Origin of the sequence: Arcanobacterium sp. S3PF19, from assembly GCF_000758825.1 — a bacterium.
In the GTDB taxonomy this organism is placed as follows: domain Bacteria; phylum Actinomycetota; class Actinomycetes; order Actinomycetales; family Actinomycetaceae; genus Arcanobacterium_A.
The window spans coordinates 62,084-77,635 of sequence record NZ_JRMX01000015.1 but is presented as its reverse complement, the minus strand read 5'-3'; the positions used below and the strand labels follow the sequence as shown (position 1 = coordinate 77,635).

At 56.3% G+C, this 15,552-nt stretch carries 15 protein-coding genes; 13 read left to right on the top strand and 2 right to left on the bottom strand.

Annotated elements, in window-relative coordinates; translation table 11 throughout:
- Positions 1-49 precede the first annotated feature (49 nt).
- From HMPREF1631_RS06105 to miaA, 9 genes are all read left to right on the top strand, one after another.
- Positions 50-2,695, top strand: a complete 2,646-nt coding sequence (locus HMPREF1631_RS06105; protein WP_232215458.1) for a DNA translocase FtsK — start codon at positions 50-52, stop codon at positions 2,693-2,695.
- Between the two features lie 132 nt (positions 2,696-2,827).
- Entirely contained in the window at positions 2,828-3,421 is a 594-nt protein-coding gene (gene pgsA, locus HMPREF1631_RS06100) for a CDP-diacylglycerol--glycerol-3-phosphate 3-phosphatidyltransferase (RefSeq protein ID WP_052047186.1), read from the top strand.
- Between the two features lie 7 nt (positions 3,422-3,428).
- A complete protein-coding gene (locus tag HMPREF1631_RS06095; protein ID WP_034233610.1) occupies positions 3,429-3,911 on the top strand; it encodes a nicotinamide-nucleotide amidohydrolase family protein in 483 nt (160 codons plus the stop codon).
- A gap of 112 nt (positions 3,912-4,023) precedes the next feature.
- Positions 4,024-4,395, top strand: a complete 372-nt coding sequence (locus HMPREF1631_RS06090) for a helix-turn-helix domain-containing protein (protein WP_052047220.1) — start codon at positions 4,024-4,026, stop codon at positions 4,393-4,395.
- 20 nt (positions 4,396-4,415) lie between these two features.
- The gene (locus HMPREF1631_RS06085) at positions 4,416-4,649 is read left to right on the top strand and encodes a DUF3046 domain-containing protein (protein ID WP_084707530.1); all 234 of its coding nucleotides are present in this window, start codon (positions 4,416-4,418) and stop codon (positions 4,647-4,649) included.
- A gap of 217 nt (positions 4,650-4,866) precedes the next feature.
- A complete protein-coding gene (gene recA / locus HMPREF1631_RS06080; RefSeq protein WP_034233607.1) occupies positions 4,867-5,901 on the top strand; it encodes a recombinase RecA in 1,035 nt (344 codons plus the stop codon).
- A gap of 14 nt (positions 5,902-5,915) precedes the next feature.
- Entirely contained in the window at positions 5,916-6,485 is a 570-nt protein-coding gene (locus tag HMPREF1631_RS06075; protein WP_052047185.1) for a regulatory protein RecX, read from the top strand.
- A 62-nt stretch (positions 6,486-6,547) separates the two neighbouring features.
- Positions 6,548-8,077: a tRNA (N6-isopentenyl adenosine(37)-C2)-methylthiotransferase MiaB gene (gene miaB, locus HMPREF1631_RS06070; RefSeq protein WP_052047219.1), complete on the top strand. Its 1,530-nt coding sequence runs from the start codon at positions 6,548-6,550 to the stop codon at positions 8,075-8,077.
- A gap of 9 nt (positions 8,078-8,086) precedes the next feature.
- Complete coding sequence (miaA, locus tag HMPREF1631_RS06065) at positions 8,087-9,019, top strand: tRNA (adenosine(37)-N6)-dimethylallyltransferase MiaA (protein WP_034233605.1); 933 nt, start codon at positions 8,087-8,089, stop codon at positions 9,017-9,019.
- On the opposite strand, the gene HMPREF1631_RS06060 is transcribed toward miaA, so the two are convergent.
- The gene (locus HMPREF1631_RS06060) at positions 8,991-9,638 is read right to left on the bottom strand and encodes a class I SAM-dependent methyltransferase (protein ID WP_034233603.1); all 648 of its coding nucleotides are present in this window, start codon (positions 9,636-9,638) and stop codon (positions 8,991-8,993) included. The genes miaA and HMPREF1631_RS06060 overlap by 29 nt on opposite strands.
- A 146-nt stretch (positions 9,639-9,784) precedes the next feature.
- On the opposite strand from HMPREF1631_RS06060, the gene hflX reads away from it, so the two are divergent.
- The gene (hflX, locus tag HMPREF1631_RS06055; RefSeq protein WP_034233601.1) at positions 9,785-11,257 is read left to right on the top strand and encodes a GTPase HflX; all 1,473 of its coding nucleotides are present in this window, start codon (positions 9,785-9,787) and stop codon (positions 11,255-11,257) included.
- The gene (locus HMPREF1631_RS06050) at positions 11,254-13,236 is read left to right on the top strand and encodes an ATP-dependent DNA helicase (RefSeq protein ID WP_034233599.1); all 1,983 of its coding nucleotides are present in this window, start codon (positions 11,254-11,256) and stop codon (positions 13,234-13,236) included. Before hflX ends, HMPREF1631_RS06050 begins: the two co-directional genes overlap by 4 nt.
- Before the next feature lie 99 nt (positions 13,237-13,335).
- Here HMPREF1631_RS06050 and lexA read toward each other — a convergent pair whose 3' ends face one another.
- On the bottom strand, positions 13,336-14,049 hold the full coding sequence (gene lexA / locus HMPREF1631_RS06045; protein ID WP_034233596.1) for a transcriptional repressor LexA: 714 nt from the start codon (positions 14,047-14,049) through the stop codon (positions 13,336-13,338).
- 234 nt (positions 14,050-14,283) lie between these two features.
- Between lexA and HMPREF1631_RS06040 the strand changes: the two genes are divergently transcribed.
- A complete protein-coding gene (locus tag HMPREF1631_RS06040) occupies positions 14,284-14,853 on the top strand; it encodes a hypothetical protein (protein WP_034233594.1) in 570 nt (189 codons plus the stop codon).
- Positions 14,854-15,063: 210 nt separating this feature from the next.
- Positions 15,064-15,516, top strand: coding sequence for a transcriptional regulator NrdR (nrdR, locus tag HMPREF1631_RS06035; RefSeq protein WP_034233593.1), 453 nt, complete (start codon positions 15,064-15,066; stop codon positions 15,514-15,516).
- Positions 15,517-15,552 lie beyond the last annotated feature (36 nt).

Sequence of the window (15,552 nt, the reverse complement as noted above, 5' to 3'; positions counted from 1 at the left end):
GCACACATCCGGTTTTGATACGGCGCAGAGAAGAAAGACGGGGGAAATTTTGGCTCGGGAACGGTCCGGTGAAAAAAGAAAAAACGGAAAAAAGGCACAGGGGAAAGCAGATCTGCGGCAGCGGGACGGCCGTTCGCGCGACGGTCTGGCGTTTGTGCTGCTGGCGTTGGCGGTTGTAACTTCGCTGTCCGAGTGGTTTAGTCTCGAGGCAATTTTGCTTGACGTTTTGCATCATGCGCTCGCCGGCGCCTTCGGTCTGCTTGCATTTACCGTCCCGGTTTTTCTTTTGGCTGCGGCGGTAAAACTGTTTCGCATTGCGCGCGCGCCCGTGCCCAACAGATTTTTGCCCGCAGTGCCCGTACTGTTTACCGCAGCCGACGCGTTGGCCCATATATTCTGCGGTTCGCCGAATCCGCTGCGCAACGTTTCTTCAGTGGAACAGGCGGGAGGAATTCTCGGCTGGGTCGCGGGCGCCGGCCTTTCGGCATTGCTCAGCGTGTACGGGGCAGTCGCGGTTTTGATTCTGCTGATCCTGTATCTGCTGCTGTTTGCGGCCGATATGCGCATTGGGGAGATTGCCGCTCTGTTCAAAGGAAAAATGGGCAGACACCGCGATGCCGATCCGCATGATGCTTCGTACTGCGGGGAGCAGACACCGCAGGATTCCCCTCCGGCGGGACTGCTGCGGCGGCTGCGGGAAAAAGTGGCCCGGAAATCGGCGGCATCCGATGCGCCGGCGGAAGAGAATACCGTTCCCATACCCGCGGAAGAGGCAAAAACGGGAAAGCAGACACCCGTTCCCCGGGTGCGGATTCCCGTGCCGATACGGAAAACGTCTGCCGAAAACGTCCCCGAAAACAAAACGGCTGCTTCGCAGGGCGAAACCAAAGTGCTCCGCGCACCCAAACCGTCCGAAATGCCGATTGCCGGCAGGCAGCTTGAACTGTCTTCGAATATTACCTACACGCTGCCTTCCCTCTCGCTTCTCGGGCAGGGTGCCCCGCATTTGGAACGCTCGCAGGCCAACGACAACGTTGTTGCCGCTCTTACGCGCGTGTTTTCGGAATTCGGAGTGGACGCGCGCGTGGTCGGCTTTTCCCGCGGACCGACGGTGACACAGTATGAAGTGGAGCTCGGTCCCGGGGTGAAGGTAGACAGAATTACGCAGCTGTCAAAGAATATCGCCTATTCCGTTGCGTCGGCCGATGTGCGCATTATTTCGCCGATTCCCGGAAAATCCGCGATCGGAATCGAAATTCCGAATACGGATCGGGAAATGGTGCGTATCGGCGATGTGCTGCGCTCCGCGGCGGCCGCCAAACAGACGCATCCGCTGGCTGTCGGCGTGGGAAAAAACGTAGACGGAAAGTACGTGGTGGCAAATCTGGCGAAAATGCCGCATCTTCTGGTGGCAGGGGCGACCGGCGCGGGCAAATCGTCGTTTATCAACTCAATGATTACTTCAATTATGATGCGTGCCACACCTGAACAGGTGCGCCTGATTCTGGTGGATCCCAAGCGGGTGGAGCTGACCATCTATGCCGGGATTCCCCACCTGGTGACGCCGATCATCACCAATCCAAAGAAAGCGGCGGAAGCCCTGGAATGGGTGGTGAAGGAAATGGATCAGCGTTACGACGATCTGGCGACATACGGTTTCAAACATATTGACGATTTCAACGCGGCAATCCGCAGCGGAAAACTGCAGCCGCATCCGGGTTCCGAACGCAAACTGCAGCCGTATCCGTATCTGCTGGTGGTTGTCGACGAACTGGCGGATATGATGATGGTCGCGCCGCGCGATGTGGAAGCTTCGATTCAGCGTATTACGCAGCTGGCGCGGGCCGCGGGAATTCATCTGGTGCTGGCGACGCAGCGTCCGTCGGTGGATGTGGTAACCGGGCTGATTAAAGCAAATATTCCTTCCAGGCTGGCGTTTATGACTTCTTCGCTTGCCGACTCGCGCGTGATTTTGGATTCTTCGGGGGCAGAGAAACTCATCGGTATGGGTGATGCGCTGTTTATGCCCTCGGGTGCTTCCAAACCGATGCGCGTGCAGGGTGCATGGGTGGACGAAGAGGAAATCGATGCCGTGGTGAAGCATGTAAAACAGCAGATGCAGCCGGTTTACCGCGATGATGTGACGGCAAAGGCCCCGCGGCGGAAAATAGACGACGAAATCGGAGAGGATTTGGATACGCTGCTGCAGGCGGCGGAGCTGGTGGTGACGAATCAGTTTGGTTCGACGTCAATGCTGCAGCGAAAACTGCGCATCGGTTTTGCGAAGGCCGGGCGGATGATGGATCTTCTCGAGTCGCGCGGAATTGTCGGCCCGTCGGAGGGGTCGAAGGCACGTGACGTACTCGTTCCCTCCGACCGGCTTGACGATGTGCTCAGCCTGATTTGCGGGGAAGATGTGGATTTGCATATCGCGGGCGCGGGAGCGGAAAGAAACGGTGATCCGCAGGCTGATCCCTACGCGGATGCGGATTTCGGGGATGTGGATGTGGCGCGCAACCCCGATCTGCAGGTGCGTCCGTTTGCGGTGGGATCCCAAAGCGTGCATCTGGAGGGGATGAGTGCGGGCAGCGCGGATACGCCGGAGGAAGATGGCTGCGACGGCGCCGGCTTTGCCCCGGATTCGGCCCCGACAGCTGTTTACCGAACCGGGTCTCCTGCCGGGGAGGACGAATAATTCCCGGGCGGTATATTTGCGCACTGTGTTTTGCCCGGCGGCGAATGTTTTGCCCGGCGGCGAATGTTTTGCCAATTGCCGTTTTCCTGTGTTTCGGATTGCCTATTTTCAATAATGGCTTAAGCTATAAGTGTGACTGGCAGTAAAAACAAACAGGCTCCGCTTTTTAATATCGCGAATGTGCTCACGGTTATCAGACTGGTGCTCGTTCCCGTTTTTGTCTGCGTAGTGTGGACAGACAGTGATCCCCGCCGCTGGTGGGGATGGGCCGTGTTTGCGGTTGCGGCTTTTACGGATAAATTGGACGGATATTTGGCCCGGTCGCGCAATCTGATTACGGATTTCGGAAAGCTGGCCGATTCCATTGCGGATAAGGCGCTGATCATTGCGGCGCTGCTGCTGCTGTCTGTGCACGGATATCTCTGGTGGTGGGTGACGGTCGTTTTTATCGTGCGTGAGCTGGGTATTACCGCGATGCGCATGAATATGCGGCATATTAAAGTGATGGCTGCGGGCCGGGGCGGAAAGGTGAAGATGTTTGCCCAGTCGATGGGAATCGCCGGTCTGCTTATTCCGTGGCATACCGTTTTTCCCTCTTCCGTGGCGGCGGCGCTTGTTTATATAAGTTATGCCTGCATTGCCATCGGCCTGTACTATGCGCTGTCTTCGGCTTACGAATATGTGAACGAAGCGGTGAATCTGATCCGCGCGGCGAAAAAACGGTAGGCGCACAATGCGGTCTGTAACGGAAAAAGCAGTCGGAATACTGCTGGGCAGCGGGAAAACCGTTGCCGTGGCCGAGTCTCTCACCGCAGGTCTGCTTGCCGCGGAGTTTGTGTGCGTGCCGGGTGTTTCCGCCGTATTTCGGGGCGGGGTTGTGAGTTACGCAACCGATCTTAAAATCAGTCTGCTTGGGGTGGACGCGGAATTGGCCGAACGCGAAGGCGTGGTAAACGCGCCCGTAGCTTTACAGATGGCGCAGGGTGCGGCGGAATGCTGCGGATCGGATTTTGCCCTGTCCACAACGGGCGTGGCAGGTCCGGGCCCGAATGAGGGGAAAGCGGCGGGAACGGTGTTTATCGGATGCGTTGGCGCGGGTTTGCGTATTGCGCGCGAATACCATTTTTCCGGTACGCGCAACGATGTAAGAAAAGGCACAGTAAAGGCCGCCATGGAGCTGTTTTTGCGGGAGCTGGAAAAAATTCGAGGGAATTAGGCCGAACTTTTCAGGAAACTTCCGGAATGATTTGGGAACATAGTATCAGTTGAAAGCGTTGTATTACGTGAGCAGGAAAATCTTGCGTTTCACAGACAGAAAAGAGATCGCAATGAATGTAAACACCGAGCCCCGCACCGAAATGGTTCTTCTTCGCCGCGAGATGGGTGATGTTTTGCGCGAGTACCGTCAGCGTCAGGGACGTACACTGCGTGAAGTTTCTTCCGACGCGCGTGTTTCTTTGGGGTATCTTTCGGAAGTCGAACGGGGGCAGAAAGAAGCCTCTTCGGAACTGCTGGATTCGATCTGCAGGGCGCTGAATGTGCCTTTGAGCCATGTTCTGCGTCTGATTGCCGATCGGATGGATTTGGCCGGCGGCCGTCTTACCCCGGCAATGCGTCGGGCACGTTCCGTGAAGATGCAGATACCGGATTCGATTCCGGATTCGGTTATCAACGCCGAGTTGGCGGCCATGAACCGCTGAGCCGTTTTGCCGGACGAAAGATGATGACGCACAGTGAATTTTGGCGGACGCTTTCCCGTGCCTTCCCCGAAGGCAGAGGGGAAGCTCTGGCTCAGGATTTGGTGCTGCTCCGGCTGGACCGGAAAACCGCGGTCCAGGCTCTGAACGGGGGAACGGAACCTTTTGAGGTGTGGAAAGCCATCGTTGAGGAGATGGATCTGCCTGCGGATGAATTTCTTTTTCTGCACCGGCGCAGGGCAGAAAAGAAGCAGTGAATTTTGATTTTGGCTTTTTGGGCGTGCCGTGCTGATTTCGAACGCGGGTTCGTTTACGATTGTCCACATACAACAGAAATGAACTGTTTTTCCGCTTGGCTGAGGGCGGGAATCATTTTTTGGTGGAGGTCGGCCTTAATGTTGTATCCGTAAGGGTACTCGGAGAGAGTATCTGCGGAACAGACCTGTTCTGTCGGATTACCGGAAAAGGAATTTCATGGCTGTAAAGAATGAGGACAATCGCATTAAGGCGTTGGATGTTGCGCTGGGGCAGATTGACAAAGCGTTCGGCAAGGGATCGGCGATGCGTCTGGGAGACAAACCTCCGCAGCAGGTGCAGGTGATTCCCACAGGTTCGCTGGCGTTGGATATCGCTTTGGGAATAGGCGGGCTGCCGCGCGGAAGAATAGTTGAAATATACGGTCCGGAATCTTCGGGAAAAACCACCGTCGCCCTGCATGCAGTGGCCAATGCCCAGGCAGCCGGCGGAATCGCCGCTTTCGTGGATGCGGAACACGCACTGGATCCCGAATATGCGAAAAAATTGGGTGTGGACACCGATTCTTTGATTGTGTCCCAGCCGGACACGGGAGAGCAGGCACTGGAGATTGCCGATATGCTGATCCGCTCGGGTGCTTTGGATATTATCGTGATAGATTCGGTTGCCGCGCTTGTGCCGAAAGCCGAAATCGAAGGGGATATGGGTGATTCCCACGTCGGCCTGCAGGCAAGACTGATGTCGCAGGCACTGCGGAAAATAACGGGTGCGCTTTCACAGTCGGGAACGACGGCGATTTTCATCAATCAGCTGCGGGAAAAAATAGGCGTATTCTACGGCACTCCGGAGACGACGACGGGCGGCAAGGCCCTCAAATTCTATTCCTCGGTCCGGTTGGATGTGCGCCGTGCGGAGCAGATCAAAGAAGGCGCGGTTCCGGTGGGAAACCGGACCAGGGTAAAAGTAGTGAAAAACAAGATGGCTCCGCCGTTTAAGCAGGCAGAATTTGACATCCTCTACGGTGAGGGGATCTCCCGCGAAGGAGGAATTTTGGATATGGCCACCGGTGCCGACGTAATCGGCAAGTCCGGTTCCTGGTACACGTATGAAGGCGATCAGTTGGGGCAGGGCAGGGAAAAAGTGCGTAATTTCCTGAAAGACAATCCTGAAATCGCCGCCGAGATCGAACGGAAAGTAAAAATTAAACTGGGAATCGTATCTGCGCCTGCCGCGGAGGGCGGCGAAGAGAAGTAATCCATATTCCGCAAATGGTTAATTACGCAGAGGACGCCGACTTCTTCGGGCGTGCGCGCAAAAAACGCTACCGCACGCCCGAAGAAGCCGCCGCGGCGAAAAAGAGACGCAATGAGCGGCGCAGTGAATCAGACTGGGAGTCTTTGGCCCGCGATGTAGTTTACAGACAGCTGGGAATGGCCGAAAGGTCCGTGAAACAGCTGCGTGATTCCCTTTCCCGCCGCGATGTTCCGCCCGAAATCGCACATACCGTGCTGGAAAAATTTGTTGCCGCGGGTCTGGTCGACGACCGCAGGTTTGCGCAGACATACGCGCGGGCGGCCAAAGAGGCAAAGCGGACTTCGCGCAGAAAACTGGCGGCCGATTTGGCGAAAAAAGGGATTTCGCGCGAAGACATCGAAGCGGTTACGGATGACTTTTCCCCCGAGGATGAACTGTCTGCCGCCCGGGCAATAACGGAGAAAAAAATGCGTTCGCTGCGCGGGGCGGACCGGGAAACGGTGAAAAGAAGGGTTTACGGAGCCTTGGCGCGGCGCGGTTTTTCCTATGAAATTATCCGCCGCTCAATGGAAGAAATTGAGTGATGCGTCCAAAATCGCATTGCGCGGAAAAGATAATTTCGTTAAAAAATACTAAACTGGCTTCGATGATGGAACAATTACCGAAAACTTATGCGATTAAAACTCTCGGGTGCCAGATGAATGTGCATGATTCCGAGCGTCTTGCCGGTCTGCTCGATCAGGCCGGATATCTGCCTGTGGAGTTGGTGCCGCAGGCTGTGGCCAGAGCAACGGAAGCCGGCGACCGCGGGGCCGATGTGCTGGTGGTAAACACCTGTTCTGTGCGTGAAAATGCGGCGAATAAACTGTTCGGAAATCTGGGCCAGCTGGCAGAAGTAAAAAGAGAACGCCCGGAATTTCAGATTGCCGTGGCCGGATGTCTTGCGCAGCAGCTGCGCGACGGAATAGTGAAACGCGCTCCCTGGGTGGACGTTGTTTTGGGAACGCATAATTTGGACGTGCTGCCTGTTTTATTGGAGAGGGCGAAACACAATCGGAAAGCGGCTGTGGAAATCGAAGAGTCGCTGAAAGTATTTCCGTCCACTCTTCCCACACACCGCGAGTCCGTTTATGCGGCATGGGTTTCGATTGCCGTGGGATGCAACAATACGTGTACATTCTGTATTGTTCCCCATCTGCGCGGAAAAGAGGAAGACCGCAGACCGGGGGAGATTCTGCAGGAAATTCAGGCTGTGGTTGCGCAGGGGGCAATCGAAGTCACTCTCCTGGGGCAGAATGTAAATTCCTACGGAGTGAGTTTCCGCGACCGTGCCGCTTTCGCAAAACTGCTGCGTGCGGCGGGAGAAATTGAGGGTCTGGAACGGGTGCGTTTCACTTCCCCCCATCCGGCTTCCTTCACCGATGATGTGATTGCGGCAATGGCCGAAACGCCAAACGTAATGCCGTCGCTGCATATGCCGCTGCAGTCGGGCTCGGATCGGGTGCTGAAAGCGATGCGCCGCTCGTACAGAACGAAGAAATTTTTGGGAATCTTAGACCGTGTGCGGGAAAAAATTCCGGAGGCCGCAATCACAACAGACATAATAGTGGGATTCCCCGGGGAAACGGAAGAAGACTTTGAGCAGACGCTTGAAGTGGTGCAGCGGGCCAGATTCGCCTCTGCCTTTACGTTCCTTTATTCCCCGCGCCCGGGCACGCCGGCGGCCGGATTCGAAGAACAGGTTCCTCCGCAGGTGGCCAATGAGCGTTTCGGGCGGCTGCTGGAGCTGCAAAAGAAAATTACAACCGAAGAGAACCAAAAACTGGAGGGCCGGACGGTAGAGATTTTGGTTTCCGCCGGCAGCGGCCGAAAAGATGCCGAAACGGAACGGATTACCGGCCGTGCCCGGGATAATCGTCTTGTTCATGCCGCCCTGCCGAAAGACTGTGAATGCAGGCCCCGTCCGGGTGATATTGTGCGGGCGACTGTTACGCACGGAGCGCCCTCGCATTTGGTGGCGGATTCCGGAATTTTGGGCGGATTGTTTGAAGTGCGCAAAACACGTGCCGGGGACGCCTGGGAGATTGCGGAGATGAAAAAAGCCCGTCTGACGGCGGAAGCGGCAGGTCTGGCGCCCGTTTCGATCGGGATGCCGACTTTGCGTGTGCGCGGCTGAGGAGCTGCTGTGAAAGACGTTCCGCGGATTTACTGTATAGTCGGACCGACGGCAAGCGGGAAAACCGCACTGTCCGTCGAGCTGGCGCATCTGCTTGGAGGGCCGCAGAAGGCGGAAATTATTTCTGCCGACGCCATGCAGCTGTACCGCGGAATGGATATCGGCACCGCAAAGGCAACGCCCGCAGAGCGCAGGGGGATCGTTCACCGACAGCTGGATGTGCTGGACATTGCCGAAGAGGCATCCGTTGCCGCATACCAGAGGGCAGCGCGGAAAGACCTGGGGCAGATTGCGGAAAACGGAAAGATTCCCATCGTCGTCGGCGGCTCGGGGCTGTACGTTTCCGCTTTGCTCGACGAACTGCATTTTCCCGGGTCCGATCCTGAAGTCCGTTCCCGTCTGCAGGAAATCTGCCGCTGCCGGGGATTGGAACCGCTGGTTGAAGAGCTGCGGAAAATAGATCCCGTTTCGGCCGGGATTATTGATTTGGCCAATCCGCGGCGGGTAATTCGGGCTCTGGAGGTTGTGAAAATTACGGGCAGATCCTACACTCCGAAGTTTCCGCGGCACACTTCCCATTACGCGAATGTTGTATATATCGGGATCTCGGCGGAAAAAGAAGAACTGAATCGGCGCATTGAAAAGCGTGCCCGGAAAATGTTTGCCGCGGGACTGGCGGAGGAAACGGAACGGCTGATTGCCCGGGGTCTGCGCGAAAGTCCCACAGCCGCCAAAGCCACGGGATATGCGCAGGCGCTGGCGCTGCTGCAGGGGGAAATTTCGCAGGACGAAGCCATTGAACAGACTGCGTTTTATACCCGCAGACTGGCGAAAAAACAGCGGACTTGGTTCGGCGCCGACAAACGGATCGCCTGGTATGAAATGTCGGATCCGCGGGAATTGGCCGAAAGAATCATTCGGCCTGCGCTTCGGGAGGATTAAATGTGCCCAGGGTGAGGCCGAAAACGCGATATCCCTTTGCCGATCCTATTTTTTCGCAGGTGAAACCGTTTCCGATCAGCCATTTTTGCAGCGAATCGGCACCGAGATTTTTCTGTACCGTAAAAAAGGCGTGCGCTTCGCGTCCCAAAAGCGAAAACCACTGCAGAAGCATTCCGTGCAGTTTCTCCCTGCCGATTCTGATCGGGGGATTTGCCCAGATAAGATCGATTTTTCTTTTCTCGGCGGCCAGTTTTTCCAGTGCCCGGTGCGGCGGCAGAACACAGTAGCGGCTAAATCCGTTAGCGCTCAGATTTTCTTCGGTGAGTTCCAAAGCGCGCGGATTGACGTCCACCGCCAGCAGTTCCGTCTGCGGATAAAGAGTTTTTAGGGCAAGGGAGATCGGCCCCCAGCCGCATCCCAGGTCCAGCATCAGTGTTTCTTTTCCCAGAGGCACGTACGGAACCCTGTGCAGCAGCACGGAAGTTCCCCGGTCCAGTTTCCGGGCGGAAAATACTTCGTTGGCGACGGCAACGGTGTAGGGAACGCCTTTTAGGGTGACCTCCAGTGTGCCGCGTTTAAATTCCGCGTCTGCGTGCGGGGAAAAATAGTGGGTAGTCATACCGTTAGGATACATGATTCCCGGCCGGCGCCGGAAAGCGTCTGCACGCGGCGGCACCGCCCGGGAAGGCAGGAATAATATTTTGGGGAACTCCGTGCGATAATGGAAACAGAGAGAAAATATCGGCAGAACATACGGCGGGTGAAATGACTTTCGGTGAACAGAGGCAGGAGCTTCGCGAACATCGGGTGGAGGTCCATTCCAGGCAGGGTACGGCACTGCAGGCCGACCCGAATTACCGGGGAGACTGGGCCGGAGATTCCCTGGAACGCGATGTACGTTCCTCGCTGAGGCGGATTCCGAATCTGTCTTCAATGCGTGAGGAACAGGTCGATGTTGAATACCGCAGACTGCGTCTGGAACGTGTTGTGCTGGCCGGGCTGTGGACGCAGGGAACTTTCGCCGAGGCGGAAGATTCCCTGCGTGAGCTGGCAGCTTTGGCAGAAACGGCAGGTTCGCAGGTTCTTGACGGGGTAATTCAGCGGCGGCAGATTCCGGAGCGGACCACGTTTTTGGGCAGCGGAAAAGCCCGTGAACTGGCCGATATTGTGCACGCGGCGGAAGCGGACACCGTAATCGTCGATTCGGAGCTGGCTCCTTCGCAGCGGCGTGCGCTCGAAGATATCGTAAAAGTAAAAGTGATCGACAGAACGGCACTGATTCTGGATATATTTGCCCGACACGCCAAATCCAGGGAAGGAAAAGCCCAGGTTGAACTGGCGCAGCTGGAATACCTTCTGCCCCGGCTGCGCGGTTGGGGAGAATCGATGTCGCGGCAGGCAGGCGGACGCGTTGCCGCCGGCGCGGGAATTGGCTCGCGCGGTCCCGGGGAAACGAAAATTGAATTGGACCGGCGCAGAATCCGTACCAGAATGGCGAAGCTGCGCCGGGATTTGGAAAAGATGCATCCTGCCCGGCTGGCTCAGAAAAACAGGCGGAGAAAAAGGAAAATTCCTTCGGCAGTGGTGGTCGGATACACGAACGCGGGCAAATCTTCGCTGCTGAATGTACTCACGGATTCGGCGGTGCTGGTGGAAAATGCCCTGTTTGCCACTCTCGATCCCACTGTGCGCCGCAGCAAAACTGCCGACGGCCGGGCCTTCACGCTCACCGATACGGTCGGTTTTGTGCGCTCTTTGCCGACTCAGCTGGTGGAGGCGTTCCGTTCCACCCTCGAGGAGGCGGCGGAAGCGGATCTGCTGCTGCACGTTGTGGACGCTTCGCATCATGATCCTGTGGGACAGGTGGAAGCCGTGCACAGAGTGCTGCGTGACGTGCCGGGCGTATCGCAGGTGCGCGAGCTTATTGTGCTTTCGAAAGCGGATCTTGCCGATTCGGTTGATCTGACTGTTCTCCGTTCAAAATTTCCCGATTCCGTGGCAGTCAGCGCGGTAACGGGATTGGGGATAGAGGAACTGAAGCAAAAAATAGCACTTCTGCTGCCGTGTCCGTGTGAACGGATTGAAGCGGTGATCCCCTATGCGCACGGTGATATTGTGGCCAGGATTCATGCGGAGGGAGAGGTGCTCGGCGAATCGTTTTCCGCTTCGGGCACCCGGATAACGGCATTGGTGGAAAAGGATTTGGCGGCGGCAGTCAGGCAATGTGCGGATAAATGAAAAATTTGGTTTCGTTGGACAGCCTCTCTCCCAGGGATCTGCTAAAACGGGTGCGGGAAAATTTTTCGGGGCAGGACCGCGCCGGGCAAAACGAAATGGCTGCCCTGGTGTATGAAGCGCTTTGCGAACAGAGACATCTGATTGTGGAAGCGGGCACGGGCACGGGCAAATCCCTCGGCTATTTGGTGCCCGCAGTGCTGCTGGCTGCCGGGGAGGGAAAACGGAGCGTTATTTCCACTGCCACACTTGCGCTGCAGCGGCAGATTATTCGCAAAGACGCACCCGCCGTGCTGCATGCGATTTATGAAATGACCGGCAGCAGACCGAAAATCGCACTGTTAAAGGGGTGGAATAACTATGTCTGCCTGCGCAAAGCCGGCGGGGGATACCCGGAAGACGACGCTTTGATTTCCCGCGCGGAAGGAAAATACGGTTCCACTGCCATCGGTGAAGAGGTAGTGCGCCTACGGCAGTGGGCAATGGAGACGGACTCGGGGGAGCGCGACGAACTCGTTCCCGGCGTGAGTGATCGGGCATGGGCGCAGGTGTCTCTGCCGAAAAATGAATGTATCGGCGATAAATGCCCGCTGAGGGGTTCCTGTTTTCCGATGCTGGCGCGCGCAAAGGCCGCAGAAGCGGATGTGATTGTGACAAATCATGCGCTGTTGGGTGTGCAGGCGGCGCAGACTCCGGTTCTCCCGCCGGCGGAGGCTTTTATTATTGACGAAGCGCATGAACTGGTAAATCGGGTCACGTCGCAGCTTTCCGTTTCGCTGAATAAATATGATCTGCGCAATCTGGCGCGCGCACTGCGCACCGCGGGAATCGGTGATTTGGAATTCGACTCTTTGGAAAATGAATTTGGCGATGCCCTCACATCTGTGGGCGAAGGCAGGCTCGTCAGTATTCCTTCGGTTCTCGGCGACGTTTTGATCCGTGCCGTGGGTGTGGCCCAGGATGCGCTGGGCAGGACAAAGGATTTGGACATAAAAACCGAAACGGGAATGATACAAAAGAAACTGCTGCGTACGCGCCTGACGGAAATGCTGAATCTGTGCACGGATGCGCTGGGCGAAAAAACAGCCACGGGCCGGCTGGTGTGTTGGGTTTCGCTGAATAAAGACGGAACGTCGGTTCTTCATTCGGCTCCCGTCGATGTGGCGGCCGATATTTCCCGGGAACTGTTTAAGGACTGCGCCGCGGTGCTTACTTCCGCCACATTGCAGGTCAACGGGAATTTTCAGACGATTGCTTCCAATGTGGGATTTAATTTTCCCGACCAGGGTCCCTGGGAGGGTGTGTCGGTGGGAACTCCTTTCGTCCCGGCGGAGCAGGGGATACTGTATATGGCTGCCCATCTGCCCGAACCCGGGCGTGAAGGGTACGGGGAGGAAAATTTGGAGGAACTTGCCTCTCTGATCGAGGCGTCAAAAGGCGGATGTCTGGGGCTGTTCAGTTCCTTTGCCGCTGCCCGGGCGGCGGCCGAATACGTGCGCGGGAGAAGCAGTTATCCTCTTTACTGCCAGGGGGAAGACGGTATTTCCAATCTGATTGCCGCATTTGGCGCGGATTATCATGCCAGTTTATTCGGTACGCTTTCGCTGTGGCAGGGTGTGGATGTGCCCGGGATGACAAATCGGCTTGTGGTTATCGACAGAATTCCCTTTGCCAGGCCGGACGATCCGTTAATGCAGGCCCGGATGCAGGCAGTGAACGAACGCGGCGGAAACGGATTTATGGAAGTCAGCGCCGCACAGGCCGCTCTGCTCCTGGCACAGGGGAGCGGGCGTCTGCTGCGTTCGGCAACGGATAAAGGTGTGGTGGCTATTTTGGACAGCAGATTGACGAAACGAAGATACGGAAGTTATCTGCGCAGGTCTCTGCCTGATTTTTGGCCGACTACGCAGCGTGATGCGGTGCTGGGGGCGCTGAAGCGGATTTCCCTGCAGGAAGGCGAAGCCGAAGAAAAGAAAGACTGACACTGTTTTCACTGCTGCGCGCGCCGATCGGCGGCGCGGAAGATGCTCCCGATATCGGCTGAAAAAACGAAAATGCACGGATTCGCGTGCGGTGCATATTTATATACTGCGCATTACCAGAACCACACGCCCTAAAATTGTGCAGTTGTCTGCCGGGATCGGGTCGTAGTGCGGATTTCTCGGCAGAAGCAAAATGTGCCCGTCTCTGCGGCTGAATACTTTGACGGTTGCCTCGCCGTCAATCATCGCGGCGACTATTTCCCCGTTTTCCGCCGTCTGCTGATATCTGACGACCAGCACGTCTCCGTCGCAGATAGCGGCGTCAATCATGGAGTCTCCCTTTACCCTGAGCATGAAAAGCTGTCCGTGGCCCGTTAGTTTGCGCGGAAGGGAAAATACGTTTTCGGTGATCTGTTCGGCGGTAATCGGCGTACCTGCCGCTATCTTCCCGACCAGGGGAACGTCCACGGAATTCTGTTCGTCCTGCCGGCTTACGGGGACGGCGGCAACCGGTGCGGAAGACGGAGACGGATTTTGCGGCGCGGGTGATTCCCCGTGCAGACTCCGCAGGAGTTCGTTCCCTTCTTCGGTGAGTTCGATTGTGCGCGGCTGTCTGCTTCCCCGGGCGATATATCCGGCGCGGGCGATGGCGTCAAGCTGATATTTGACCGAAGAGGGGGAATTGAGGCCCACCGCGCTTCCGATTTCGCGTACGGTCGGAGGAAATCCGTGCCGGCGTGTTTTTTCGGCAACTGCGCAAAAAATTTCCAACTGTCGTTTTGTGAGCCGCGAGCCGACTGATTTTTTCGTCATATTTCCTCACTGTTGTCTGCCGTCGTGAATTTTCAGATATCTGCCGCGAGCCGGGAAGCAAAAACCTGTGGAGTCCGATGCTGAACTTATATATGTAAGCCTAACGGATAAAAAGAAAACAATCAAACGCCTGTTCGGCAAATAATCAAACAGACGTTCTGGACTTTTCTCTCCGCAGGTGGTAGTCTATCGAACATAGGTACGTCGAACAGAAGTACGAAAGCGAGGAAAGATATGGGTACTGTCAGAGGTTCTGCCGCACTGTGCGGGCATTATGTGCCGCTGTCCGCAAACCGGGCGAAAAAAAGCGTCGGGTCCTGCGTTCCTGCCGGTAAGCCGACTTCGGAGCCGGCGCGGGTGAAGCTGCGTGCGGTACATTCCGACGAGGCGTATTTTCCTCAGGTCCCCGCTGCGGGGGCCGGCGGAAGGGAAGATGCCGCGCCAAACAGAATTGTCCGTCCCGACAGGAGAAAATCGCGGCGGGGAATTGTTCTCGCAGTTGCGGACGGGTTCGCAGGCGAACAGTTTGGCGTCAGCGCGGTCCGTATGCCGGATTTAAACCGCATGCCGCGCCGGCGTCCGGTTTCTCCGGTTCGGAATTCAGGCGGTGTATCCGATGATGTATCCTTTCTCCGGAGCGTTGTGGCACTCTGTATGTCTCCTGCCGTAAAGATAGCTTTTACGCTGCTGTTTTTCCTGCTTCTTTTCGGTCTGGCGGTTTCCTGCATCGATTTGCTGTTTGGGTCCGTTATTTATCCCACGGCCGGGAGCGCCGGCCCTGCCGCCTCTCCGCTGCTTCTTTAATTAGGAGGTATTTTTGTCTGCGCTGAACGGGAAAGGATTTGTTTCCGCGGCAAAACGGCTTTCGGTTTAAATCGGGCAACGTGGTTTAGATTGGGTGACAGGGTTTCGTATCCGCTGCCGGGGCAGGTTTTCTAATCGGAGTTTGCAATCCGTGGTTTGGCAGCAGGGTTTCGATTTGCATTTCCTGTATAAACCGGATACCTTGACGGTATGTACTGCCCATTTTGTCATTATGCAGATTCGCGTGTGATTGATACCCGCAGCAGTGAGGACGGAACTTCAATCAGACGCAGGCGCGAATGTCCGAAATGCAAAAAACGGTTTACCACAACAGAGACTGCTTCTTTGGGTGTGGTAAAACGTTCCGGTGCAACAGAACCATTCAGCCGGGAAAAAATCATTGCGGGTGTGCGCAAGTCCTGCCAGGGAAGACCCGTTTCGGATGACGATCTGACTGTTTTGGCGCAGCAGGTGGAAGAGACGATCCGCCTCACGGGAGCTTCTCAGGTCGGAACCGAAGAGATTGGGCGCGCGATCCTAAAGCCGCTGCGAAAACTGGATCAGATTGCCTTTTTGCGTTTCGCCTCCGTTTATTCAAACTTTGATTCCCTGGATGATTTTGAAAAGGCGATCCAAAGTCTGCGAAACGAGTCCGAAAACTAATCGAAAACCGGTCCGCATACCGATATGTCTGCCGCT

Coding starts and splice junctions, on each gene's coding strand:
- hflX (WP_034233601.1), top strand. CDS start 9,785: ATGACTTTCGGTGAACAGAGGCAGGAGCTTCGCGAACATCGGGTGGAG.
- miaB (WP_052047219.1), top strand. CDS start 6,548: ATGATGGAACAATTACCGAAAACTTATGCGATTAAAACTCTCGGGTGC.
- HMPREF1631_RS06085 (WP_084707530.1), top strand. CDS start 4,416: ATGATGACGCACAGTGAATTTTGGCGGACGCTTTCCCGTGCCTTCCCC.
- HMPREF1631_RS06095 (WP_034233610.1), top strand. CDS start 3,429: ATGCGGTCTGTAACGGAAAAAGCAGTCGGAATACTGCTGGGCAGCGGG.
- nrdR (WP_034233593.1), top strand. CDS start 15,064: ATGTACTGCCCATTTTGTCATTATGCAGATTCGCGTGTGATTGATACC.
- HMPREF1631_RS06040 (WP_034233594.1), top strand. CDS start 14,284: ATGGGTACTGTCAGAGGTTCTGCCGCACTGTGCGGGCATTATGTGCCG.
- HMPREF1631_RS06075 (WP_052047185.1), top strand. CDS start 5,916: ATGGTTAATTACGCAGAGGACGCCGACTTCTTCGGGCGTGCGCGCAAA.
- lexA (WP_034233596.1), bottom strand. CDS start 14,049: ATGACGAAAAAATCAGTCGGCTCGCGGCTCACAAAACGACAGTTGGAA.
- recA (WP_034233607.1), top strand. CDS start 4,867: ATGGCTGTAAAGAATGAGGACAATCGCATTAAGGCGTTGGATGTTGCG.
- HMPREF1631_RS06050 (WP_034233599.1), top strand. CDS start 11,254: ATGAAAAATTTGGTTTCGTTGGACAGCCTCTCTCCCAGGGATCTGCTA.
- HMPREF1631_RS06060 (WP_034233603.1), bottom strand. CDS start 9,638: ATGACTACCCACTATTTTTCCCCGCACGCAGACGCGGAATTTAAACGC.
- HMPREF1631_RS06090 (WP_052047220.1), top strand. CDS start 4,024: ATGAATGTAAACACCGAGCCCCGCACCGAAATGGTTCTTCTTCGCCGC.